The sequence below is a fragment of the Enterococcus sp. DIV1089c genome, assembly GCF_050530965.1.
In the GTDB taxonomy this organism is placed as follows: domain Bacteria; phylum Bacillota; class Bacilli; order Lactobacillales; family Enterococcaceae; genus Enterococcus_B; species Enterococcus_B hirae.
The window spans coordinates 2,252,102-2,276,828 of the sequence record NZ_CP172888.1 but is presented as its reverse complement, the minus strand read 5'-3'; the positions used below and the strand labels follow the sequence as shown (position 1 = coordinate 2,276,828).

Genomic DNA, 24,727 nt, shown 5'->3' with positions numbered 1-24,727 from the left:
ATGCTTTAGCTGAAAATTACTTTCATCGTTTCTAATAATTGATCAAATGAGGTGATTTCGATATCACAGTTCAATGGACCATCAACTTTTCGTTCACGATGGTTAAACCAAAGCGCTTGCCAACCAGCTCTTTTAGCACCTAATACGTCATTGTCGTAGTTATCGCCTACATATAGAGTTTCTTCTGCAGTTAGATTGAAACGTTCTTCAGCAAGTTGAAAAATCTCTTTTTCTGGTTTCTGAAATCCTGTTGCTTGCGAAACGATCATATGCTGTGAAGGAATCCAGTTTGCTAATTGAAGTTGATTCAATTTTTTGGTTTGATGATCGGTGGGACCATTGGTAATGATTCCGAGAGGGATATTCATTTCAGTCAAGAAGTCCAATGTTTTCTTTACTTCCTCATGAAGACAGATATTATCTAATTCTTCTTCATAAACTTGTTGGAAATAAAGACCTTCTTCTTCAGTAATATGTGGATAATCTAAGTCTTTTAGTGATTGGCTGATTCGATGTGCACGCATATACTCCAAGGTCCATTTTCCTGCCATCACTTTAGGGAAATTTTCATCACTGTGATGACGGAACCGGATATATAATGGTCCCATATCTATATCTGAAACAAGCGGCACTACTTTTTTTACCGCATTTCTAAATGGCTGTTGTTGATCGTACATCGTATCATCAACGTCAAAAACAACTGACTTAATCAAATTCTACACGCCTTTCGGTTTTCATCATTTTTTTCATAAATCCTCGACTATTGTATCAGAAAAATACCGGTTAAAACGTTGTTAAATAAAGGTTTTTATTACTATATTTCGCTTTTCTTGACAGAATAAGCTTTTTAAGTTTCAGTTTTTTTCACTAAAATAGTAAAATTGAATATCATTTGATTATCTGATGAATAAATTAATCCTCAATGAAACGAAATTCTGACTAATTTTAATAGAATAATCCTATTTTACTTGATAAAGAATGTTTTTTTTAATACAGAAAAACGAAAATGATTAAAATATAAAATAACACTTGATGATGACGATAAGGCGTTTTGTAGTGATTTTCATTTTATAACCATTGTAATATAAAAGGGTGCTTAATTAGCGGACAAAATAAGGGTTAGTTTCAATTAAAAGGACTGTTGTAATAGCAAACAAAATAAAGCAGACAGAAATAAAAAACATAATTTTTTCAAAGAAACCATTTTTTTGTGGGGTGAGTAATAAAATAATAGTACAACTTTAAAGCCTGTTTCAATGGTAGGTTATATTTGAATTAAATTTGAAAACTCTCATTTTTTAATTGCTAACTAAACGTAAAGTGTTGGTTTTACGGAATATAAATCTTAGATAACTTTCATTTTTTTGATAAAATATTATGAAAAAAGCTAGCTATTTAAAAGTTGATTATGTATAATAGAAACAGATGGAAGATTATAATGATCTTCTGTTACAAAAAAGTGACATTAGTCATGAAAAGGAGTGGTGCACGTTGTTAACACTATATACTTCCCCAAGTTGTACTTCCTGTAGAAAGGCCCGTGCGTGGTTACAAGAACATCAAATTCCATTTGTTGAACGAAATATCTTTTCTGAACCATTAAATAGTTCAGAATTAAAGGCAATCTTACAAATGACTGAAGATGGCACAGAAGAAATTATTTCAACACGTTCAAAAGTTTTCCAAAAACTAAACATGGATCTTGATGATTTACCATTGCAAGAACTGTTAGAACTCGTTCAAAATAACCCTGGATTGTTGCGTCGTCCGATTATGATCGATGACAAACGCCTACAAGTTGGTTTCAATGAAGATGAAATCCGTCGTTTCTTACCACGTGATGTACGTCAATTGGAATTGCGTCAAGCACAATTAATGGCTGGATTATAGAAAATAAACGTTAACTTAGAAAAACTATTTTTGTAGTTTTTCTAAGTTTTTTTTTACCGGAATAGAAAGTACATATAACTAGATGTAACATGTAAATGAATTTTATTCTTTAGCTGATAGCAAGATTTGAGAAGACCAAAATACTTGGTATCAAAAATTCGATTTATTGTTAAGGATTACTTTTTGAATGCCGTTTATTCGTTCTCGCATTAGGAGTGGCTTTTTGTCCTAAGCTCTTTTTTACGTTTAGCTAAGTGAAAAAAATGATGTCAAGGTTAAATTAAAAACTTATTTTGATTTTAAATGGTAATTTTTTTTCTTTACATTTAAGCTTATTTCGCTACAATGAAGTTATATTGATAGTTGTGGCAAAGTGAGGTGTAGCCAGATGGAAATGGAACATATTAATGAAAATACGATCCGAGTAATGATCGGTCATGAAGATTTAGAAGAGCGAGGCGTCTCATTTTTAGACTTGCTTGGTAACCATAGAGAGATCGAAAATTTTTTCTACAGTATTTTAGAAGAAGTTGATATTGAAGATGAGTTCCGCAGTAGCGAAGCTGTTACATTTCAAGTGCTTCCTAAAGGAGACGGTTTAGAACTTTTTATTAGTAAAAACTTACCGAATGAAGAAATGCTCCAAGAAGACGAAGACTCTTTAGATTCTGATGATGTAACTGAATTTATCCAGCAACAAATCTTAAATAATGAAGAAGAAACGACTGAACGCATTTCCGATGAAACAGAACACCAAGCGATTTTTGCTTTTGAAGACTTTGAACAAATGATTCAACTAGCCAATGATGTCGAGTTGGAATCAGCCTGGACAGATTTGTATTTACTAGATGGTATCTACTATTTAGCCGTACATTTTTGGATGGAAGATTTAAACCAAACAGATGTCGCTAATGAAGTAGCTCGAATTTTAGAGTTTGCAGAAAGAAGCGATCGGACCATTGAAACATTGAACGAATATGCGCAATTACTTATGGAACGAAATGCTTTGGAACGTACAAAATTTTATTTTGCGTAAGCAGCAAATAATCAAAGAAACAATTTGAAGAATCTGGTCAATGAAAATGATCAGATTCTTTTTTGACGTATTTTCTTTTAGGAGGGGGGCAGCTAATTTATGATGGTTGCGATTGATAAACATGGAAAAAGATATCTGGCTACAAAATGTACGAAACGGCAAAGTCTTTTCTGCCCAGCTTGTAAGGAACCAGTGATATTAAAAACTGGGCAGCAAAAAACAGCACATTTTGCTCACAAAAATTTACAGGATTGTTTTGGTTTTAGTGAGAAAGAAACAACGGAGCATCTCCAACTCAAAAAATATTTTTTTGAGTGGTGTAGACAATTTGTTACTCATCCGTCTGTCTTAGAAGCCTATTTACCAGCCCTTCGACAAAGACCAGATATCCTTTGCGGGGATCTAGCCATAGAAATTCAGTGTTCAGTTCTCGCTTATGAACGGATGAAAGAACGAACAAAAGGATATCTAAGCAAAAACTATCGTGTTTGGTGGATCTTAGGCTCTGCTTTTTTCAAAAATGATCGTTTAAAAACGAGAGAAAAGTACTTTTGTATGTACAATGACACCATGGGTACTCATTTATGGAAAATCGATTGGCTGGAAAAAAGATTATATTTGTTTTATCATTTGGCAGAATTATTTTCTGGAACAGTAACCTATGAAACAATTAGCTGGCCTTTCTTTAGTGAATCTCCTGTAAGTCTATTAGAAAAACAGATGGAGAATCAAAATCGGCAAAAAGTTCTTACTAATGTTGGCTGTCAAAAATGGTTACAAAAAAAATTATACTATCGTCAGTCTAAATACGTTCATTTACAAAAACAATTCTATCTTAGAAAAAAACATTTACTTTATTTATCTCCGTGGATGTACGCAGAAAGTCGATTTTTTTTTATTTTCAAGAAAAAGTTTTCTTTTATCGTCTGTTATTTGAAGAAATCATCAGTGAACAAGCAGGCAGAAGCCAACAATGGAAGTATCTCAATTGGCTCCAAAAAATTGAACCAAATAAAACAACTTGGCTTTATCCAATGGTTGATAAGAAAAAGATTTTCCAATTGCTTTACCAGGAGTGTGAGGAGATATTCTTGATGTCAAACAGAAATAAATTATGATACACTAATTAAGAGTAGCTGATTTTAGTAGGCTTATTCATTTTTCTATTTTCAATATGAATTAGAAAAAAAGAGTGAAAACAATAAAGGAGTGTATTAAATGAGTGAAACGACCCAATTACCAAAACGAGAAGAATTGCCTGAAGAACTGACTTGGGATCTCACCAAAATCTTTTCTAGCGATCAAGAATTTGATGAAAAATACCAAGAATTAACAGAAGAATTAAAAAATTCCGATCAATATAAAGGAACATTAGCAAAGGGTGCGACAGAATTTCTGAATGTGCTTGAATTTGTTTTAGATGTTTACCGAAAAGTGGAACTCATTTATGTCTATGCTCATTTAAAAAATGACCAAGATACAGCAAATACGACTTATCAAGCTTTATATGCGAGAGCAGGAAGTTTATTTTCTAAAGTAAGTGAAGCAGTCTCTTGGTATGAACCAGAAGTCCTTCAACTTTCGGATGAGCAGATTTGGCAGTATTTTGAGCAAGAGCCGAAGTTAGAACTGTATCGTAATTACGTAAAACAAATGGTGGATAATCGTGCGCATATATTATCTGCAGAACAAGAATCATTACTAGCTGGAGCAGGAGAAATTTTTGGCGCTTCCAGTGATACATTTGCTGTTTTAAACAATGCCGATCTAGAGTTTCCTACGATCGTGGGAGAAGATGGGAAAAAAATCCAGCTTTCTCATGGTGTCTATGGTCAATTGATGGAAAGCACAGATCGTACAGTTAGAGAAGCTGCATTCAAAGGGCTTTATCGTGTCTATGATCAATTTAAAAATACGTTTGCTTCAACATTGAGTACCCATATCAAAGGGCACAATTACAAAGCAAAAATTCGCCATTATCATTCTGCTAGAGAAGCTTCTTTGAGCAACAATCATATCCCAGAAAGTGTTTATGATACATTGATTGAAGTAGTCAATAAAAATCTTCCGCTATTGCATCGTTATATGGAATTACGCAAACGTCTTTTAAATGTAGAAAAACTGCATATGTATGATCTATATACACCAGTATTAGGAGAAGCTCCTATCAAGTTCACTTACGAAGAAGCGAAACAGAAAGCTTTGGAAGCTTTGGCACCAATGGGGGAAGAATATCTGTCAGTGGTAGAAAAAGCTTTTGCTGACCGTTGGATCGATGTGGTCGAAAATAAAGGGAAACGAAGTGGCGCTTATTCTTCAGGAAGCTATGATACCAATCCTTATATTTTAATGAACTGGCATGATACGTTGGATCAATTATTTACGCTCGTACATGAAATGGGACATAGTGTGCATAGTTACTTTACTCGTTCAAATCAACCGTTTGTTTACGGTGATTATTCCATTTTCTTAGCAGAGATTGCTTCAACAACTAATGAAAATATTTTGACAGAATACTTGCTTGAAACTGAACAAGATCCACGTGTTCGTGCATATGTCTTGAATCATTATCTTGATGGATTCAAAGGAACGATTTTCAGACAAACACAATTTGCAGAATTTGAGCATTTCATGCATGAAGAAGATGCCAAAGGTGTACCTTTGACCAGTGAATATCTAAGCGACAGTTATGGGGAATTGAATGCCAAATATTATGGATCAGCGGTAGAAAAAGATCCGGAAATCAAATATGAATGGTCTCGTATCCCACATTTCTACTATAATTATTATGTTTATCAATATGCAACAGGATTTTCAGCTGCCTCTGCTTTGGCGCAGAAAATTTTGGGTCAAGAGCCAGATGCTCTAGAAAAATACCTTACTTATTTGAAATCAGGAAATAGTGATTACCCAGTTGAAGTCATGAAAAAAGCAGGCGTCGACATGACAAAAGCTGATTATATCGAATCAGCTATGACTAAGTTTGAACAACGATTAAATGAATTAGAGGAACTAGTTGAAAAATTGTCATAAGTGTTCGAGACAAGAATGCTTTGATTATCAACAGATAGCTTCTGTTTCTTTTATCTGATCTAAATAGCTGAAACCCACAAAAGTCCTATGTGGATTTCTGTGGGTTTTAGTTATTTACCTCATAATTAAAATAAATAAGAGCATTTTATTTTTTTATAGTTGCTTGTTTATATTGACGTAAATTTTATTTTTTCTTATGCTATAGAAAATAATTTGTCTGATAGATGTTGGGGATGCCTATCAATACTTCTAAAAATACATAGATGGTATTCAAGTGTCAACTCTATGAAATAAGCCAAAATTTTTCTTATTGTCAGAGAAGTTGCATAATATTTTTGTACCATACACATTCAAAAAAGAAATGGAAGGATGAATATGTCTTTTTGGGGATTTGAACAAGAGTCAGATGAAGTAGTGTTAACTTATGTCAATTGTCATGTACGTTGTCTGCGAGAAGCTGCTCGCTTGGAAATGAAGAAAAGAAGAGCAAAGAACGCGAAGAATAAAAAACAGAGCTATAATAGGAAGAAGGTGACCCATAAATGATGGAAGTACAAATCACTAGAAAAAGTGAGTTAACAGAAGGTGGTTGTAATGCCTGTGGTATCGTAGATGCTGCGATCTATTCGCTGCAATTAGGAACGAAAACAGCAATCATCGCTGATTTGACTGTGGGTTCGTTAGTTGACAGTCTAGCACTACTAGAAGGATATGAAGGTGAGGACATCTATGAAATGTTAGGAGAAGTTCGCCAGTTGAGTAGAGCGGGCAAGACGATCAATGTTTCTGAAGAATTAGGGAATGTGACTTTTTGTACAGCTGATCAGCAACTGACCGTCAAAAATAGGATGGAGCGTCCAGCCTTATTTGAGCAAGTGAATCAGATCCTTCAACAGTTTTTTGAATTAGGACCATACAAATTTAAAGAAATAGCCACTGTACCAAAACATGATCCTGAATGGCAAAAACGAATCGAAGATCAAACGGATCATGCGTATTTATTTCAATAATAGCAGATGTTTTATTGAAATGGATATGGGGAGGAAATTAGCTACAAAAAGACTGACCGCCAAAAGTTGTTTAAATGAACTTTTGACGGTCGGTCTTTGTTTTGACACTTCAGATAGCATTTCATGATTATTTGTTTTTTTGAAAAGTGACGATCTAACTTTTGCTTTATTCTTTTGAACCGTAACGTTGAATTACCTTACATTTCTTTCATTGGATTAAGCTGAAACACTTTCTTCCATAATCTTTGTAGTACCATTGCCGATGTGTGCCACATAAAATTCTGGGGCGTAGCCAACGACGTCTAAGTATTCATCATAGACCTTGTTTTTAAAGTTAGGGATATTTTCTTCTTTGACTAATGCGATCGCACAGCCACCGAAGCCAGCTCCTGTCATACGGGCGCCTAGAACACCTTCTTGTTTTTGAGCTGCATCGACTAATGTATCAAGCTCGATACCAGTTACTTCATAATCATGTCTCAACGAATCGTGTGAAGCATTTAATAATTGACCAAAAGCAGCCAAGTTTCCTTGTACCAGTTCAGCTTTAGCTTCTAGTGTTCGTTGGTTTTCAGTAACTGCATGACGTGCACGACGAATCAATGTGTCATCACCAATCAAATCAATGTTTGCTTCAAATGTTTCTTCGTCTAAATCACCTAATGCTTGGATAGCTAATTTTTGTTGGAGACGTTTTAGTGCTTCTTCACATTCACTACGTCGTTCATTATATTTAGAATCAGCTAATTCACGACGTTTATTTGTATTCATGATTACTACTGCATAGCCATCTAATTTTACTGGAACCATTTCATATTTTAACGTATTTGTATCAAGTAGAATAGCTTTGTCTAATTCGCCAAAGCCAATCGCAAATTGGTCCATGATCCCCGAGTTGACACCGATAAATTCATTTTCTACTTTTTTACCAATTTGAACTAATTCAAGTCGATCAATGGATAAATGGAATAAGTCTTCTAAGGCAACACCGACTAACAATTCTAAGGAAGCGCTACTTGAAAGTCCTGCACCATTAGGGATCGTCCCTTCAACTAAGAGTTCAAAACCATGTTCAATTGGGTAGCCTGCTTCGTTTAGTTTAACGATCATACCTTTGACATAGTTTGCCCATCCTGCTTGTTTGTCGTAATCAAGTTGGTCTAAAGTAAAGCTGATGACACCGTCGTCTTCAAAGTTTGTTGAGTAGACCAATACTTTATTATCCTCACGAGGTGCGGCAACTCCTTGTGTGCCATAAGTGATGGAGGCAGGGAAAACATGCCCGCCGTTATAATCTGTATGTTCACCAATCAAGTTGATTCTGCCTGGAGAAAAATATTGTGTGGTTTTTTTAGGTCCAAAGATTTCTGCAAATTTTGTATTTAAACTGCGTTTGATTTCCATAGTTAGATACCCTCTCTTGTGTCGATTTTAAATTCTGTAGTTGTTTCAAATGGTGTGTGTGCTGTTAAATGAATATTTCCAAAAGCTGGATACTGTTCAGCTCCGGGAGCGATTTGAGTCTCAAACGTGATACCACCGTGGTTGGCTAGTTTCTTTCCATGCATTTCTGGGGTATCTTGCCCAAAGTTAGCAGTGAAGATCACAACACTAGGTGAATCGGTCATGATGCTTACTTTGATTTGTTCATCGGGACTTAATAAATAAGCCGATACATGATTCATATCTGGGTTATTTAAAAAGAAAGGATGATCGATCCCGTCAACGAGTTGTTTTTGTTCAAATTGACTAGTAAAGACGGTGGCTAATTTTTGAGGTGTTTGAAAATCAAAAGGTGTTTGAGCAACACTCGCTTTTTCGCCAGTTGGTATACTATCAGGTCGTAATGGAGCGAAAGACTCACTGTCTAGCCAAAGTGTATGTTGATCAATTGATTCTTCTACATTGCCACTTAAATTGAAATACACGTGGTTGGTCGGATTGAAAAGCGTATCCTGATCACTGATTGCTTGCGTTCTAACACGCCAAATGTTGTCTTCTGTCAAAGTATAACAAACTTCTACGGATAGATTTCCAGGAAAACCATGTTCTCCGTCGGGACTGGTAGTAGTAAATGTGACTGAGCTTTCTTCGTCTGTTTCACTTAGTTGATACGTCCATTTTTTCTGTTCAAATCCTGGTGTACCTCCGTGAAGTGAATGCCCTGTCTGAGGATCGACACTCAATTGATAGGTTTGATCATTCAAAGAAAATTGTCCTTTTTCAATCCTACCTGCTGTTCGTCCGATCGTTGCACCGATATAGGCATCTTTTGTCAAATATTCTTGTGCGGAGTCAAACCCTAAAATTAATTCCCGATCATTAGCAGTTAGTTGAACGATCCGTGCACCTAAGTCAGTGACGGCTAATTTAAGTCCGTGAGTATTGGATAATGTGATCAAATGGTACCCCTGACCAAAGTCTTTTTCTGTAATCGTCATAATATAATTCCTTTCTTAATGTTGTGGAATGATAAAGTCATCTTCTAATTCAGATGCGAGTTCTTTATGTGAAGCCAATTTATTTTCTAGTTCTTTGACGATTTGCGCATGTTTTTTCTCTGTTAAAGTGATCTTCCAAGCAAAAATGATGGCAGAAAAGAACATCAATGCTGCAGGAACATAAAATGCATACGCTTTAAAAGTCATGATCCCATGATTGGTAATATCAGCAGCAGAAGCATTTCCAGTCATACCAGCTGCGATTGCGACAAACCCAACGATCCCATTAGATAAAGCACCTGCAATTTTATCGAGCAGTGGGCGAATCGATAAAGTCACAGCTTCGTTACGAATCCCATTTTTCCATTGTCCATATTCCACAGAATCAGTGATCGTCATCAAGGCAGATAAAAAGATCAACTGTTGTGGGAAGTAAAATAAAACAAGTCCAACGATCACGATCGGTAAGCTAGTGCCTGCGATAGAGAAGAAGAAGTAAGAACTGATCATCATCGCAATACCGCCGATATAGACATAGCGTCTAGAAATCAATCGTGTCAAAGCAGGGAATAAAGGCACAGCGACTAGTCCAAGTAAAGCTGCCACTAAACCGACTATCCAGAATTGAGTTGGTTGACCTAAGACATATTTGAAAAAGTAGAATAAAACGGCAGTTGTTGCTACATTGGCAATAGCATAAGCAATGTAAGAAAGTGCTAACCACATTAATTGGTCATTTTGGGCAATTGCTTTAAAGACATCTTTGATACTTGCTTTTTCATTTTGTTGACGAATCGCCGTGTCGACTTCTTTTGTTCCTAAAGCTGTAATAATTGCAGTTCCTCCAGAGATCACAGCGGTAATCACACCGAACCAGAACCAACCTGAAGCGCCTTCAACATGATGAGCAGTAACTAAATAAGTGAAAAATGTGACGATTGGTACGACGACCAAAGTGGTCCCGTTTGCTCCTAAGGAAGAACCGAATCGAGCAAAAGTCGCGAATTTTTCTCTTTCTTTGGTTTCAGTACTTAAAGCTGGAATCATTGACCAAAAAGCAATATCTTTAAATGAATAAAAACTATCTAATAATACAAAAACAATGGTAAAAAGGATGATAAACAAAGTTGTATTGTGAGTAGCAAGGCCAAAGAAATTAGTAAAAAGAAAAATCAAAAGGAATGAACTAACTAAACCACCAATGACCAGCCATGGTTTAAATTTCCCATATTTTGTTCGAGTATTATCAATAATCCCGCCAATCAATGGATCGAAAACGATTTCAATTAAACGAATACCAACGACTAAACTGGTCACCGTAGCGATCATTCGGGCAGTAGTTGCTTTATCTGTACCTGCAAACATCTCGCTTGTTACAAAAACCATAAAATAAGTGCTGAGAGTAACATAAAAAGTATCATGACCGAATGCGCCTAAAGCATAAGAAACCCGTTGTATCATTTTGTTCTTCATAGTATCTAATCCCTTCTTTGTTAAATATACAATAAAAAGTTAACCGGTTACAATAAATAAATAAAGTTCTTTTTCTACTATTGACTTTATCAAGAAAACGCTTCCTGATGAATATATTTTTGTGACTAATATTTAACTTTTTGTTGCACGTTGTAGAACAAGAAGAGTAAAGTAAAAACAAAGGAGTGAGAGCGATGGAGCAAGCAATATTTTTAAAAAAAGAACGTCAAGAATTAGCTAAAGGGTGTTATTTTGACTTTTGTGGATTTTCAAAAACTTTGCCATATCATTCTTTCGGTCCAGCAATCAGACAAGATTATGTGTTACATGTCGTGATGGAAGGTAAAGGAACTTACCATGTGAAAGAACAGCAATATCAATTGCAAAAAGGGGATCTGTTTTTAATCCGGCCAGGTGATTCTACTTTTTATTTAGCAGATGGTGAGGAGCCTTGGGTCTACTGTTGGTTGTCTTTTGGAGGGCCATTAGCGAAAGAAATCATTGAACGTTCCTTATTCAAAGAAGATCAGTATACAATGGTTTCTGCAGGTATTTCGGCATATATAGATATTATTTTGGACTGTCTTCATTATTCACAAGACGGTTTAGCAGATGAATTAGAATTGACGGCTTTGACTTATCGCTTTTTATCCGTATTACTAAAAGATGGCGGGAAAATCGGTTTGGGAAATCAAAAAGTCTCTTCGCCACTAGCAATCGAAACAGTGAAGTATATTGAAGAACACTATCCAGAAAATTTAACAGTAGAGGAAATTGCTCGACAACTGTCAGTCAACCGGAGTCATCTATCAAGAGTCTTTAAAAATCAATTAGGAACGAGTATTAAAGAATATTTGATTGGCGTACGAATCAACCGAGCAGCATTTTTATTATCGTTGACTGATGATTCAGTAGAGAGTATCGCTTATCAAGTTGGTTTTAATAGTTTAGTTGTATTTAGCCGAATGTTCAAAAAGACAACTGGAGAAACAGCAACAAATTATCGGAAACGGATGAAAAATGAAGCGTCCAAAAACCTTTCATTAGGTGCTTTGAAGAAAGAATTAGAAGAACAAGAGATTGTTTCCTGGTCTACCTAACCATAAGGCAGGAGACTAATGACATTTTGTGTTCTGTGCTAAACTAGGAAATAGCAAGAATGAAGAGGAGTCAAGAAATGAGAACTTTGATTATCGTTAGTCATCCTACGATTGAGACATCATTGAACCAACAGTTTTTCAAAGAAGCAACTGAAAATTTAACGGTTACTTGGCATCATTTGGAAAAACATTACCCAGATTGGACGATTGATCGTGATACAGAACTTGAATTATTAAAAACACATGATCGGATCATCTTCCAATTCCCTTTGTATTGGTATAGTGCGCCAGCTCATTTAAAACTATGGGAGGACACTGTATTGGAACACGCTGACGAATTTCTTAAAGGCAAAGAATTAGGGATTGTCGTAACAACTGGCGTTTCTGAAAAAGAATATCAAGCAGGCGGGAAAGAAGAATATACCATTTCTGAATTTTTAAGACCGTATCAGCGGATTGCCCACAAGTTTGAAATGACTTTTTTACCTCCATTTGTGATGGCGCAATTCATGTATCAAACAGAAGAAAAACGTTGGGAGCGTTTAGTGGCGTATCAACAATACCTGACATTAGTAGGCAAACCGACCTTGATCCAGCGAATAACCTGGTTTATTGAGCGACTAAGCAGCAATCATTCTTTACAACAACTAGATCAGACTAAGCAAGCATTCTTAATCGACTATTTAGAGAATGAAAAAGAAGAGATTGAAGACCTCACATTTATCTTACAAGAATTAAAGGAGCAATAAAATGGCGGAAGAATGGTTTGTACGACAATTGGAAGAATTAAGTACATCGGTAGATTATGAAACAAAAGCTGTGTTGCATGAAACAAAAAAACTTTTACTGGAAATTTCAGAACGAAAAGTCCAATTACAAGGAGAAATCGATGGAGAATCCTGGAATCATCAAAAATGGTGAGTTTTGTTTATAAATAACACAGTTTAAAATGTTCAGAATGATGATTATTTGCTACAATGGGATTAAAGTAGGATTGAGAACGCTATTTTATATACTAATGGGTGGTGAAAGAAATGAACGAAGAAAACGAGCAAAGAGTCAATGTCCGAATGGCTCGTAGACAACAACAGAAAAAAGAAACGCAACGCCGATTGATCAAAATTGGTTCGGCTGTTGCCGTTTGCTTGGTCCTTATAGGTGCTGTTACAGCTCTTTATTTCCATGGGAAGAATAGTTCGAGTGCAGAAAGTTCGGTCGCAAAAACAAGCGAAACAACCACAAAAAAAGCCTCTTCCACAACGAAACCAAAAAATAAAGAAACTGCAAGTTCGACCCAAGAATCGAAAACAGGCACACTGACGGATCAGTTACAAATGATTATGACAGATTATACAAAGAAATTGGAAGAACAAACACCTCGTTTGATCGAAGAATACCAAGCTGAGATTCAGAACAATCAAAACGGTGTGATGGGGTTGTCTGCGATTGCTAATCAAAAGGCTCGAGCGCTACAAGCTATTTCTGATGAAGGGATCAGCAAACTACAAGCAACGTATCAAGCAGCGCCAACCAAAGAAGGTGTAGATCTTGCAAATTGGATCAACCAACTTTCAGCAGATTATACGGAACAAGTAGCTAAAATTTCTGATATCTATCTCCGAACAAGTGCTTCGGTACAAGCAGAAACGTCAAGCAGTCAAACAACTAGTGAAACGGAAACTAGTGTTTCTCAGACGACTGACTCAACGACACAATCTTCCAGTCAAGCTACCCAAGGAACCGAAGGACAGACAGCAAGTGCTACTTCAAATGAACAAGTTGCTACTACTGTCGTTCAACAAGGAGAAGGGCCAAACCAGATTGCAGAACGTACAGGGATACCAGTTGATAAGCTTTTATCATTGAATGGGATGACGATGGACAGCTATTTCTTCAGTCCTGGAGAAGTATTGAAATTGAATTAAGCCACTGACAAGATGCCTTGATCAGCAAAAATAAGCTAGCGACCAATCAATTGATTGGACACTAGCTTATTTTTTTGAATTGAAATGGTTTATTTACGTATATCGTAGTTTGGAGTAAGCCATTGACACAGAAATCATTGGGAGCATTATTCGATGAGAAATTTTCTTAATTTTAGAAAGTCGTAAACATTGAAAAAAGTCCGTCTAGCGCCTCTTAGCTTTCAAAAAAACGACTAAGTGGTTAGCTATTACAATGAACTTCTATCAATGCGTATATCAATCATTTGTCTTGCTTATTTTAAGTATGTTGAAAATCACTTATCTAATTGCTTCGCTTAAATTTCCTCGAAGTTGAACGTATAGGAAATTTAATGAAAAAAACGGAAAAATCGCTTGATTAGAAAGCGTTTTCTTTATAAAATGATTTTGTAAAAATAACAAGGAGATGATAGTCGTGTTTAAAAAAAGTAATTTTATTTGTTGCATAGCTAGTTTGTTGTTGGGATTAACTCCACTAGTTACTTTTGGAACTAATGTTTATGCAAGTGGAATAGTAGATAATAGGTCGGATCCAATCGAGTTTTATAAAGAAAATTCGGATTATTTCGATGTTCAAGTAGAAGAGGACAGCACAATCGTAACGATAACAGACAATAATTTAAAAGCGTTTCTTGAAATGAAAGGATTGGATTCTTCTTTTCTTTCTAAAAAGCAGCTCACACCAAGAAGTAATGGTGTCACTAAGATTGTGTGGCATGGACAAGCTAGAAAGGGGAATGTTGATATATATATTAGTAAAACTTGGTTGAATAATATAAGTAAAGCCGGTATTGGAGCAATTATAGGAGCTCTAGGCAGTTTACTCCCAGGCGCTGGTTGGGGTTCCGCCATAGGTGGGATATCAGGTGTTATAACTGGTGGTAATTTTAAACATGGTAGAGTTTTTGTAGTAAGAGGATTTGTATATCAATACTATTATTTACAATGATATCTGAGTAGATATTATTTTTTAGGAAGTGTTTATGTATGAAGAAAAATCAGCATGAAGTTTTAAATATATTATCAGCTTTTATAGGCTATATAATTGTCGGCACAATAAAGGCATTGATTGATGGAACACTGAATTTTTTATCATTTTTTAATGATATATTTCTTTCAGGTCTACTTTTTATTGTATTTTATTCAATTAGTTATCTTCTAATCATGAGATTAAAAAAATGATTATTAAAAATGGGAGGCAATTAGGATGAAGAGTTTTGGATTAGGAATTCCACTTATTTTTATATTTTGTTTAGTTGGATTAGCTGTTCCAGTTGCAGCAGAACAAAATACAACGACGGATCATCTATTTATATACCTAGATGAAACGGAAAGTGAAATTGCAACAGATGTATATGTAGTTGAGAACAATGATAATATTGTAGAAATTACTAAATCTAATCATTTAGTGAGAGTTAGTCCAATCTTTTCAGCCCAAGTTTGGATGAAAGTAGGATCGACTTGGGGTGGGAAACCTGCACAAAGTAAATATTGGTATGTTGAATATGTAAGTGGTCGAAAGTATCAAGGGTATGTTTATTGGACAGGAGACAAAAGAGTAGCAAATTGGGGACCACCACCACAAATGGAATTTAAATTCCAAGGAACTTTAGATTTAGTATAGAAAAATTTCTATTTGTTTCAAACAATAAAAAACGCTATTTGTGCATTTAACTAAAAAAGAGTAAAAAAGCAGGGACCCATTTGATGGGAAGCCCTGCTTTTTTGATGAAGATTAGCGACTTTTCAGTCTTCGTTCACGTAGAAAATAATGAATCGTCATGTAGCACAAAAACACGAGACCAATAATCAATGGAATTCTTGTTTCTTGATTGATAAACATAAAAATCAAGACAATGGCTAAAAATAATAAAGTAAGATAATTGGTATAAGGTGATAATGGCATTTTAAATGGATGATCTCTCATTTCTTTTGGGTGTTGTTTTTTAAATTGGATCTCACTAAGTAAGATAACTACCCAAGGAACCATCCCCGGTAAAATACTGGAACTATAGACAAAAACGAAAATATTTTCTGCATGATTCACAAACAAAGGTAACAGGTAATTTAAAACTAGGCCAATCAATATCCCGCTAGAAATCGCTACGACTGGATAAAAAGGTACGCCATGACGGGTTAGTTTTAAAAATTTCCTCGACATTTTTCCATTGATTGCTAAGGTGTAGATCATTCGACTGGCACTGAAAATACCTGAATTACACCCAGATAAGGCAGCCGTCAAGACGACGAAATTGATCAATCCGGCAGCAAATGTGATCCCGATTTTAGAAAATGTTTGAACAAATGGGGAACCTATTGTGCCTAATTGATTCCATGGATAGATACTTACGATAATAAAAATAGCACCAATGTAAAAAATCAAGATTCGTCCAATAGTTGATTGAACAGCTTCAACGATCGTTTTTTTCGGATTTGCAGCTTCTCCAGCGGCCATTCCGATCAGCTCGATTCCTTGATAAGATGCAACAACAATGGATAGCGCAAAAAAGAAACCTTTTACTCCGCCGGTAAAGAAACCGCCATTTTTCCAAAGATTAGAGATCCCGACTGCTTGGCCTTGATTTCCTAAGCCAAATAAGATGACACCTAGCCCTACCAGAATCATCAAAACGATCGTGCCGACTTTAATCATTGAAAACCAAAATTCTAGTTCACCAAAAGCTTTAACAGAAGCTAAGTTGGCAAGCATCAAAAAGAGGATGACAACAATCCCAGGAATGATTGTTGGCAGATGAGGCCACCAATAATTCATATATTCACCGACTGCAATGACTTCACTGATCCCGACAACAATAAACTGAAAGATGTTACTCCAAGCAGTTAAATAACCAGCGACAGGATGAAGATAATTACTAGCATAATTCGCAAAAGAACCCGTTGAAGGATCGACATAAAGCATTTCGCCAAGTGCTCGCATGATCAAATAAAGAAAGAGACCTGCGACAGCATAGGCAACCATTACTGAGGGACCTGTCCAACGAATGGTTGAGGAAGCACCCATAAACAATCCTACGCCGATCGTTCCTCCTAGTGCAATCATCTGAATGTGACGGGCACTAAGGCTTCGAGTTAATTTTTCTTCTTCCATACTAAAACTCCTTTCATTTTTGAGTAAAACAAGCAAATACGAATAAATGATAGACATTAATAACAAATAAATGATCAATAAAGACAATTTGCTTTTAAAACTCTTGATGTGATTTTACAGAAAGTTCTCACAAATTGCGAGCCTTTCTTGTAAAAAAAATCATGCGGGATACTTGAAAATGCTTTCGTCTTTAGTTAAACTATAGTTAAATAAAAAGTTAGGTAAACCTAAAAGGAGTGGAGAATATGTCAGAAGCGATCATTAATATCCAGCAATTAACCGTTGCTTATCAAGGAAAGTTAGCGTTAAACGAAGTTGATGTAATGATCCAACCCAAAAAAATCACTGGGATCATCGGTCCAAATGGTGCGGGAAAATCAACTTTTATGAAAGCTATACTGGCTTTGATTCCCAAAGTATCTGGAGAAATTTCTTTTGGCGGTTCATTGCTAAAAGAAGCACGTAAAAAAATCGCTTATGTTGAACAACGAAATGAATTGGATCTCTCTTTTCCAATTGATGTGTTAGGTGTGGTCTTATTGGGGACTTATCCATCATTAAGGTTGGGACAACGACCGGGAAAAAAAGAAAAAGAACGAGCACAGCAAGCATTAGAAAAAGTCGGTATGGCTTCGTATGGGAAGCGACAAATAAGCGAATTGTCGGGTGGACAGTTACAACGTGTTTTTATTGCCCGCGCATTGGCGCAACAAGCAGAATGGATTTTTCTTGATGAGCCATTTGTAGGGATTGATGCCGTAAGTGAGAAAAAAATTTTTTCAATATTGAAAGAATTAAAAGCAGCAGGTAAAACGATCATCATTGTTCATCACGACTTGCACAAAGTAACAGAATATTTTGATGAAGTGATTTTATTGAATCAGCAATTGATCGCTGCCGGACCTGTTGCAACGACATTTACTTCAGAAAATCTGAAGATTGCTTATGGTGAAGTGATCGGGCAATTAGTGAAAGGAGCAAAAGAAAAATGATCCAATCGTTTATTGAAGGAATGATGAACTACCAGTTTTTACAATATGCATTGTTCACATCAATGCTCGTTGGTTTGGCTTCCGGGGTGATCGGATCTTTTATCATCTTACGAGGGATGTCGTTGATGGGAGATGCTATTTCACATGCGGTCTTACCAGGAGTAGCAATTTCTTACATGTTTGGCTTTAGTTATATTTTAGGTGCCACGGTCTTCGGCATGTTGACGGCAGGACTCATTGGTTTTGTTACCCAACGAAGTCGATTAAAAAATGATACAGCAATCGGTATCGTCTTTAGTTCATTCTTTGCATTAGGAGTCATTTTGATTTCTTTTGCCCAAAGTGCTACGGATCTTTACCATATATTATTTGGAAATGTGTTAGCGGTGAGAGAAAGCGACCTGCAGATGACGGCGATCGTTAGCGGTATTGTGTTATTGTTTGTGTTCATTTTCTATAAAGAACTCAAAATTACTTCTTTTGATCCGATGATGGCTAAAGCTTATGGGCTAAATATTACCTTGATCCACTATTTGCTCATGTTTTTCCTGACGTTAGTCGCAGTGGTTAGTTTACAGACAGTAGGGACGATCTTAGTGATTGCGATGTTGATCACACCAGCTGCTACAGCTTATCTATTAACGAATAGTTTAGTGAAAATGATTGCTATCTCATCAACAGTTGGTGTATTAAGTGCAATTTTAGGGGTATTTTTTAGTTATAGCTATAACTGGCCTTCCGGTGCAACCATCGTTTTAGCTTGCGCGCTATTCTTTCTGTTGGCATTTTGCTTTTCACCTTCTAAGGGAATCTTTTTTGCTCATAAACGGGTCATAAAAAGCGAGTAAAAAGAATGATCATGTAAAACAAATCATTTGAAAAAAGGAGTAATGAGATGAAAACCAATAACTATCGGATTTTTTGGGTAATGTTCGCAAGTTTCTTTTTGTTAGTGGGCTGTGGCAGTCAAGAAAAGCAGGAAGCTAATAAAGAAACGACTAAAGAAACATTGAATGTTGTAGCAACCAACTCTATCTTAGCGGATATGGCAAAAGAAGTAGGAAAGGAACATGTAGCTGTTCATAGTATCGTGCCTGTAGGAACAGATCCTCATGAATATGAAGTGTTACCAGAAGACATCAAAAAAGCGAGTGATGCCGATGTGATTTTATATAATGGGCTAAATCTAGAAACTGGTAATGGCTGGTTTACAAATTTAATGGAAACCACACATAAAAAAGAAGAGAAAGATTATTTTGCAGTGAGTAAAAAAGTAACACCCATTTATTTATCAGGTGGGACTTCCAAGAGTAAAGCTGACCCTCATGCCTGGTTAGATTTATCGAATGGGATGAAGTATGTAGAAGAAATTACCCGTATCTTTTCAGAAAAAGATGCTGAAAATAAAGCAGTCTATGAAGAAAACGCAAAAAAATATATTGAAAAGTTGAGCGAATTGGATGAAAAAGCTAAAACAAACTTTCAAACAATTCCTGAAAATAAAAGATTATTAGTAACGAGTGAAGGAGCTTTCAAATATTTTTCCAAAGCTTATGGAATCCCAGCAAGTTATATTTGGGAAATCAATACAGAAAGTCAGGGAACTCCTGAACAAATGAAACGAATCATCAATCAAGTAAGAGACTCTGCAGTACCCGCTTTGTTTGTCGAAACAAGTGTTGATCCTAGAAGCATGGAACGTGTAGCGAAAGAAACAGGAGTAGCTATCTATGATCGATTATATACAGACTCTATCGATAAGGAAGGCAAACCAGGAGATTCTTATTATAAGATGATGGACTGGAATATCCGAACGATCCATGATGGGTTGACTCAAGAAAAATAAATGGTACAAAATAACTTTCATTCAAAAAAACTAGAAAAGAATGCGTGCTAATAGCCAGCCGAAGAGATCAAAATCAGTTCGTTAGATTTTGATTTCTTCGGCTTATTTATGCTAAAAATCAAGATTAAAAAAACAAGAAGCAGGAGGATTCATTTACCCTGATTTATGTGGAAAGGAAATCAAGCGAAGGCTCACTTATTTTGCAAGTAAAAAAATAAAAAAAACGTCTGCTTTTTGTTAGTTTCGGATACCTTTTTTTGTTGTTTTCCGTTATAGTTAAAGATAAGAAAGGAAGGTAAAGCTATGAATTTTACGCGTAAAGATAAACAACTAATCAAAGAAGAAATCCTTAAAGTGATCGAACAACAGGATAGCTCTGATAAAGATCAAGACCTTCAATTTCTTGAAACAGAAATGGCTAAATTATTCATAGCAAGTCCAAGTGAATCGGATGTAGAAGAACGTTATCCGGGGAAATGGCTTTTTGATGAATTTCAGCCATTAGATGAACAGACTGGAATTGGTTATTTTGTCTCGATTTCTTCTGTTGGATTTATTCCAGGAGTATTAGTGAAACAAAATAATGAAATCAATATCAAGGCATGGCCAGCATTATTTTCCACAATGGGGACAGAAGGGGTCATTGAAAAAATTCAATCGGCTTATTATAAAAGTTCGTTTATTGCAAATAGTAAACTAATGAATACATTCTATAATCGTTTGGTTTTGATTGCCCGCCCAGGAGATATTCCACAAACATTTACCTACTCGCAGCAAAAGAATCTCTACGAAGAAACATTATATTCCAGAGATTTATCCACTTTTTCCGCAGTAGAACAGGTTCGATTGCATGAATTGTTGCATACTAAGCCAGTATCGCTCAACTTTTTTCAAGCGCTAGATAACCAAAGAAAATGGTTGTCTCTCAACTATTGGGAAATCTTTGCTACTAGAAAAAGATGGATGGAAGAACGAAAGATCGCAGATCAACAGATCCAATTTGTCCAGCTAAAAAGAGATCGGCTTTATTACGGAATTTATAGTCGCTAGCAATTATTTGAATAGGTGGAAAAGATGACAAAAACCTTAAAAGAAGAAATCATTGAAGAAAGCAAACGTTTAGGTATTGATAAAATCGGATTTACGACGGCAGAACCCTTTGATTATTTAAAAGAGACTTTAGAAGAACAAAAAGCCGCTGGACATACTTCGGGATTTGAACATCCAGTGATTGAAGAACGTTTATATTTAGAAAAAACTTTTGATCGCCCACAATCGATTATCGCTATTGCTTTAGCTTATCCAACCAAGATCCATGAAGAGGTCCCAAAAGATGAAAAAAGAGGACAATTTGCACGGGCATCTTGGGGAATCGATTACCATGATATTTTACGTGACCGTCTCAATCAATTGATTACTTTTATCCAAAGCAGAGCAAGTGTCTGGCAACAAGAAGAAGCTTGGCGGTTTGCCCCACAAGTGGATACTGGAGAATTAGTAGATGTGGCTGTTGCACAAAGAGCAGGACTAGGATTTATTGGTCGAAATGGGTTGTTGATCACAGAAGAATACGGTTCATTCGTGTATCTTGGAGAAATTGTCACCAATATCGTATTTGAACCTGATGAACCAGGTGTTTTTGGCTGTGGTGATTGTACTCGTTGTGTGACAGCTTGTCCGACAAAAGCTTTGTTAAGCGATGGCAGGATGAATGCACAAAGATGTTTATCTTATCAGACCCAAACCAAAGGGCTAATGCCAAATGAGTATCGGAAAAAAATGCGAAATGTCATTTACGGGTGCGATATCTGTCAGTTAGTCTGTCCTTATAATCAAGGGAAAGATTTCCATTTCCATGAAGAAATGGAACCAAAAGTAGAAGAAGTCTATCCGAAATTAAAACCAATGCTTTCTTTATCAAATAAAGAGTTTAAACAACAGTTTGGGCATTTAGCTGGTTCATGGCGAGGGAAAAAACCATTGCAAAGAAATGCTTTGATTGCTTTAGCAAACCTTGGGGATACTTCGGCTTTACCTGAGATCGAAAGCTGCTTAAGTGATGTTCGACCGGTTATTCGAGCAACCGCTGCTTGGTCGATTGGGCGTTTAGGTAGAAAAGAACCAGAAAAATGGTTGGAAACTTTAGAGCAAATGAAACAACGCGAAGAAGACCAAGAAGTGATCACAGAAATTATAGAAGCGCAAGAAATGTTAGCCAAGAAAACGAAGCGAAAAAAGAGGACATGAAAGAAGCGGTCAGCTCCGAGCGAATAAGAGAAAATTTTATGTACAAGATTCCTTTCACTTCTATAATAAGAAAAAAATAGAGTATTATGCTAAAACAAGCGTAGTACGACAAAGAGACTAGGACAGTTAATTTGTTCTAGTCTTTTTATTGATTAAAGTAAAATAATGGATCATAACTAAATAATAAAAAGAATCTGTATTAGAAAATTTCAATACTTAGAGTAGTATAATCCACTGAATGTTCGACTCGTTTGTAATTGAAGCAGTTCAAAAAATAGAATACTATCGGTTTTTTTAGCAAAAAATCTAGAAATACCAGAAATTTCAAAAATATTAAAAAACTTATCCTAAAATTTTTTAGTAAAGGTTGTAATAATTACTCAATTTTTTGTCGTTTTGACACATAATTACTAAAAAAAAGGATAAATTAAACAAAAAAATCAAAAAAGTTAAAAAAAAATACTAGAAATATTACAAAATATAAGATTTTCTAAACTTTATAAGAAAATGTTAAAAAACGGTTTCTTTCTTATGAGATAAGGGTTCTAGGACTTTAGTCGTACTTTTTTGTCCAGAGTTATGTTACAAATGTTAAAAATTGGGATATTTTGTCATTAAATGTCATATTTCTTTTACCTATGAAATATTTCTAGATGATAAAGTTAATGACGTTGATAAATACATGGAAAAAAAAGGAGATAAACATGAATTCAATTAAGAAGATCGTTTTAGGAACAACTTTTGCTGCTGGTGCAACTGCAATGTTTGTAGGAACAACTGCTCATGCTGACGAAGTCTATACAATTAAATCAGGTGATTCACTATCAAAAATCTCACAAAAATTTGTTGGAGATAACTCATTGATCGATGCAATCGCTGAAAAAAATGGTATCAAAGACATCAACCGCATCTACGTTGGCGAAGAATTAACGATCCCGACTTCAAGTGATGCTTCAGCAAAAACAGTCGAAGCACCAAAAACAACTGAAACAGTAACGGAAGAACATACATATGTTGCTCCAGTTAAAACAGTTGAAGTAACACCTGCTGCTCCAGCTGCTCAAACAGCAACAGCTCCAAGCAATTCAAGTTCTGCAAAAGAATGGATTGCGAATAAAGAATCAGGCGGTTCTTACACAGCAACTAACGGCCGTTACATCGGACGTTACCAATTAGATGCATCATACTTAAATGGTGACTACTCTGCTGCAAACCAAGAACGCGTAGCTGATCAATATGTATCATCACGTTATGGCTCATGGGATGCTGCTCAAGCATTCTGGTTAGCAAACGGCTGGTACTAAGTCGATTATTGAATACTAATAAAAAGACAAAACCAAGAAATCGTGTCATTCGATTTCTTGGTTTTTTTGCTGTTTAGGGATGAGACAGTAATGACGAAAAATAAAGATGAATGAAATAGTTATCTCTTTGTTCATCTTAGGTTTTCTTGATGTAGTTATGGAGATCTTTTTGATAGTCCGTTCCATGCCACGTACCAGTATTTATAAATTCAGCTAAGAGATAACCGATATAAGGACCAGTCGTCAAACCAGAAGAACCGAGTCCACTTGCGACGATCAGATTTGGTTCATCGAATAAAGGACCAAAAAACGGAGCAAAATCAGACGTATATGCCCTCGTTCCTACTTGTAACTGATAAGGCTGTGAAAGTAATTTTTCTGGTTGTACAAAAAAAGCTTTTGTCTGTTCAGTCAACTGTAAAAATGCTTCATTAGTAGGAGTCAGATCCCATCCTTGTTCATTTTCATGTGTAGCGCCCAATAAGATTTTTCCGTCATTGAAGGGAATGAGGTCTGCTTCTCCATCTAGCATGGCAACAGGCCATTTTTGGCTTTGGAGCTGATGAGTAGTAAAAGCGATCAACTGCCCTTTTTGAGGACGAAGATCGACCTGATAGCCTAATGGTTCCAATAAAGGCTTCAAGGAAGGTCCAGGAGTCAAAATGACCCGGTCAAACGGTTCTTCACCAAATTCTCCGAGGATCAGCCAATCATCATTCCTTTTTTGTAGGCGAATCTTATCGTTTATTACTGTTACACCAGCCCTTTTCAAGCGTGCCGTTAAATAATGAAGGTAAGCTTTTCCGTCTAAACGGCCACCACCAGTGATGAATAAAGAGGGGGTCGGTTTTAATAAAGGAAGTAAATCAGCTGTTTGATCCGCTTTTAATAAATGGATTTCTCCGATCTCAGGTGCCTCTTTTTTTCGTTCTTCTGCAAGATCAAGTAATTCTGCTAATTGTTCTTTTTGTCGAAGCAAGAGTGTACCGGAACGAGCATAAATGGTCGGATCAAGTGCGAAATCTTGCACTAATTTTGGGAAAAATGCCGCACCGTCTTTGGCTAAACGATACCATGTTTTATTTCTTCTTTTGGATAACCATGGAGAAATGATTCCCGCACTTGCTTTGGTTGCCTGACCGATTCCATGGTCAAATAAGGTTATGCTGTATTTTGTGGTATCTACATAATTGGCTAATGTCATACCGATGATTCCACCACCGATAATGGCGATTTTTTCCATGTTTGGTTCCTCCTTTACTTACAAATTGTATTTTTGCAC

General features: G+C 36.0%; 24 protein-coding genes. 18 read left to right on the top strand and 6 right to left on the bottom strand.

Annotated features, from left to right (window positions below; translation table 11 throughout):
- Positions 1-5: 5 nt before the first annotated feature.
- On the bottom strand, positions 6-713 hold the full coding sequence (locus IGL30_RS10750) for an HAD family hydrolase (RefSeq protein WP_088775370.1): 708 nt from the start codon (positions 711-713) through the stop codon (positions 6-8).
- A 778-nt stretch (positions 714-1,491) separates the two neighbouring features.
- Here IGL30_RS10750 and spxA point away from each other — a divergent pair.
- From spxA to IGL30_RS10725, 5 genes are all read left to right on the top strand, one after another.
- Positions 1,492-1,890, top strand: coding sequence for a transcriptional regulator SpxA (gene spxA, locus IGL30_RS10745; RefSeq protein WP_002296384.1), 399 nt, complete (start codon positions 1,492-1,494; stop codon positions 1,888-1,890).
- A 388-nt stretch (positions 1,891-2,278) separates the two neighbouring features.
- Positions 2,279-2,926: an adaptor protein MecA gene (locus IGL30_RS10740; protein ID WP_010720865.1), complete on the top strand. Its 648-nt coding sequence runs from the start codon at positions 2,279-2,281 to the stop codon at positions 2,924-2,926.
- A 99-nt stretch (positions 2,927-3,025) separates the two neighbouring features.
- Positions 3,026-4,021 (top strand): competence protein CoiA, encoded by a 996-nt coding sequence (locus tag IGL30_RS10735; RefSeq protein WP_430618260.1) that lies wholly within the window; start codon positions 3,026-3,028, stop codon positions 4,019-4,021.
- A 123-nt stretch (positions 4,022-4,144) separates the two neighbouring features.
- Positions 4,145-5,959: an oligoendopeptidase F gene (gene pepF / locus IGL30_RS10730; protein WP_123874994.1), complete on the top strand. Its 1,815-nt coding sequence runs from the start codon at positions 4,145-4,147 to the stop codon at positions 5,957-5,959.
- Positions 5,960-6,501: 542 nt separating this feature from the next.
- A complete protein-coding gene (locus tag IGL30_RS10725; RefSeq protein WP_010720861.1) occupies positions 6,502-6,969 on the top strand; it encodes a DUF4809 family protein in 468 nt (155 codons plus the stop codon).
- A gap of 216 nt (positions 6,970-7,185) precedes the next feature.
- Here IGL30_RS10725 and IGL30_RS10720 read toward each other — a convergent pair whose 3' ends face one another.
- From IGL30_RS10720 to IGL30_RS10710, 3 genes are read right to left on the bottom strand one after another with little or no spacing between them, the layout of a single operon-like run.
- The gene (locus IGL30_RS10720; RefSeq protein ID WP_010720860.1) at positions 7,186-8,373 is read right to left on the bottom strand and encodes a galactokinase; all 1,188 of its coding nucleotides are present in this window, start codon (positions 8,371-8,373) and stop codon (positions 7,186-7,188) included.
- A 2-nt stretch (positions 8,374-8,375) separates the two neighbouring features.
- Complete coding sequence (locus IGL30_RS10715) at positions 8,376-9,410, bottom strand: aldose epimerase family protein (RefSeq protein WP_088775367.1); 1,035 nt, start codon at positions 9,408-9,410, stop codon at positions 8,376-8,378.
- A gap of 15 nt (positions 9,411-9,425) precedes the next feature.
- Positions 9,426-10,883 carry a glycoside-pentoside-hexuronide (GPH):cation symporter gene (locus IGL30_RS10710; protein ID WP_430618255.1) on the bottom strand — a complete coding sequence of 486 codons (1,458 nt, stop codon included), beginning with the start codon at positions 10,881-10,883 and terminating at the stop codon, positions 9,426-9,428.
- 194 nt (positions 10,884-11,077) lie between these two features.
- Between IGL30_RS10710 and IGL30_RS10705 the strand changes: the two genes are divergently transcribed.
- The 7 genes from IGL30_RS10705 to IGL30_RS10675 all read left to right on the top strand — a co-directional run bounded on the left by IGL30_RS10705 (position 11,078) and on the right by IGL30_RS10675 (position 15,571).
- Positions 11,078-11,983 (top strand): AraC family transcriptional regulator, encoded by a 906-nt coding sequence (locus IGL30_RS10705; protein WP_034699918.1) that lies wholly within the window; start codon positions 11,078-11,080, stop codon positions 11,981-11,983.
- Between the two features lie 77 nt (positions 11,984-12,060).
- Positions 12,061-12,732 carry an NAD(P)H-dependent oxidoreductase gene (locus tag IGL30_RS10700; RefSeq protein WP_088745244.1) on the top strand — a complete coding sequence of 224 codons (672 nt, stop codon included), beginning with the start codon at positions 12,061-12,063 and terminating at the stop codon, positions 12,730-12,732.
- A gap of 1 nt (position 12,733) precedes the next feature.
- The gene (locus IGL30_RS10695; protein WP_010720855.1) at positions 12,734-12,904 is read left to right on the top strand and encodes a hypothetical protein; all 171 of its coding nucleotides are present in this window, start codon (positions 12,734-12,736) and stop codon (positions 12,902-12,904) included.
- Between the two features lie 113 nt (positions 12,905-13,017).
- Positions 13,018-13,908, top strand: coding sequence for a LysM peptidoglycan-binding domain-containing protein (locus tag IGL30_RS10690; protein ID WP_088745243.1), 891 nt, complete (start codon positions 13,018-13,020; stop codon positions 13,906-13,908).
- A gap of 454 nt (positions 13,909-14,362) precedes the next feature.
- The gene (locus IGL30_RS10685) at positions 14,363-14,896 is read left to right on the top strand and encodes a hypothetical protein (protein ID WP_225792576.1); all 534 of its coding nucleotides are present in this window, start codon (positions 14,363-14,365) and stop codon (positions 14,894-14,896) included.
- Between the two features lie 38 nt (positions 14,897-14,934).
- Positions 14,935-15,129, top strand: coding sequence for a hypothetical protein (locus IGL30_RS10680; protein ID WP_010737109.1), 195 nt, complete (start codon positions 14,935-14,937; stop codon positions 15,127-15,129).
- Positions 15,130-15,154: 25 nt separating this feature from the next.
- On the top strand, positions 15,155-15,571 hold the full coding sequence (locus IGL30_RS10675) for a hypothetical protein (RefSeq protein WP_010737110.1): 417 nt from the start codon (positions 15,155-15,157) through the stop codon (positions 15,569-15,571).
- A 111-nt stretch (positions 15,572-15,682) separates the two neighbouring features.
- On the opposite strand, the gene IGL30_RS10670 is transcribed toward IGL30_RS10675, so the two are convergent.
- Positions 15,683-17,056 carry an amino acid permease gene (locus IGL30_RS10670; protein WP_010720853.1) on the bottom strand — a complete coding sequence of 458 codons (1,374 nt, stop codon included), beginning with the start codon at positions 17,054-17,056 and terminating at the stop codon, positions 15,683-15,685.
- 245 nt (positions 17,057-17,301) lie between these two features.
- On the opposite strand from IGL30_RS10670, the gene IGL30_RS10665 reads away from it, so the two are divergent.
- From IGL30_RS10665 to IGL30_RS10640, 6 genes are all read left to right on the top strand, one after another.
- Complete coding sequence (locus IGL30_RS10665; RefSeq protein WP_010737112.1) at positions 17,302-18,048, top strand: metal ABC transporter ATP-binding protein; 747 nt, start codon at positions 17,302-17,304, stop codon at positions 18,046-18,048.
- Positions 18,045-18,896, top strand: coding sequence for a metal ABC transporter permease (locus tag IGL30_RS10660; protein ID WP_010720851.1), 852 nt, complete (start codon positions 18,045-18,047; stop codon positions 18,894-18,896). Before IGL30_RS10665 ends, IGL30_RS10660 begins: the two co-directional genes overlap by 4 nt.
- Positions 18,897-18,943: 47 nt before the next feature.
- Positions 18,944-19,894, top strand: coding sequence for a metal ABC transporter substrate-binding protein (locus IGL30_RS10655; protein WP_123874995.1), 951 nt, complete (start codon positions 18,944-18,946; stop codon positions 19,892-19,894).
- Between the two features lie 303 nt (positions 19,895-20,197).
- The gene (locus IGL30_RS10650) at positions 20,198-20,944 is read left to right on the top strand and encodes a hypothetical protein (protein ID WP_010720849.1); all 747 of its coding nucleotides are present in this window, start codon (positions 20,198-20,200) and stop codon (positions 20,942-20,944) included.
- Positions 20,945-20,968: 24 nt separating this feature from the next.
- A complete protein-coding gene (queG, locus tag IGL30_RS10645) occupies positions 20,969-22,141 on the top strand; it encodes a tRNA epoxyqueuosine(34) reductase QueG (RefSeq protein ID WP_088745240.1) in 1,173 nt (390 codons plus the stop codon).
- 704 nt (positions 22,142-22,845) lie between these two features.
- Positions 22,846-23,445, top strand: a complete 600-nt coding sequence (locus IGL30_RS10640) for a LysM peptidoglycan-binding domain-containing protein (protein WP_010737115.1) — start codon at positions 22,846-22,848, stop codon at positions 23,443-23,445.
- A gap of 136 nt (positions 23,446-23,581) precedes the next feature.
- On the opposite strand, the gene IGL30_RS10635 is transcribed toward IGL30_RS10640, so the two are convergent.
- Positions 23,582-24,688: an NAD(P)/FAD-dependent oxidoreductase gene (locus IGL30_RS10635; protein WP_088775362.1), complete on the bottom strand. Its 1,107-nt coding sequence runs from the start codon at positions 24,686-24,688 to the stop codon at positions 23,582-23,584.
- Positions 24,689-24,727 lie beyond the last annotated feature (39 nt).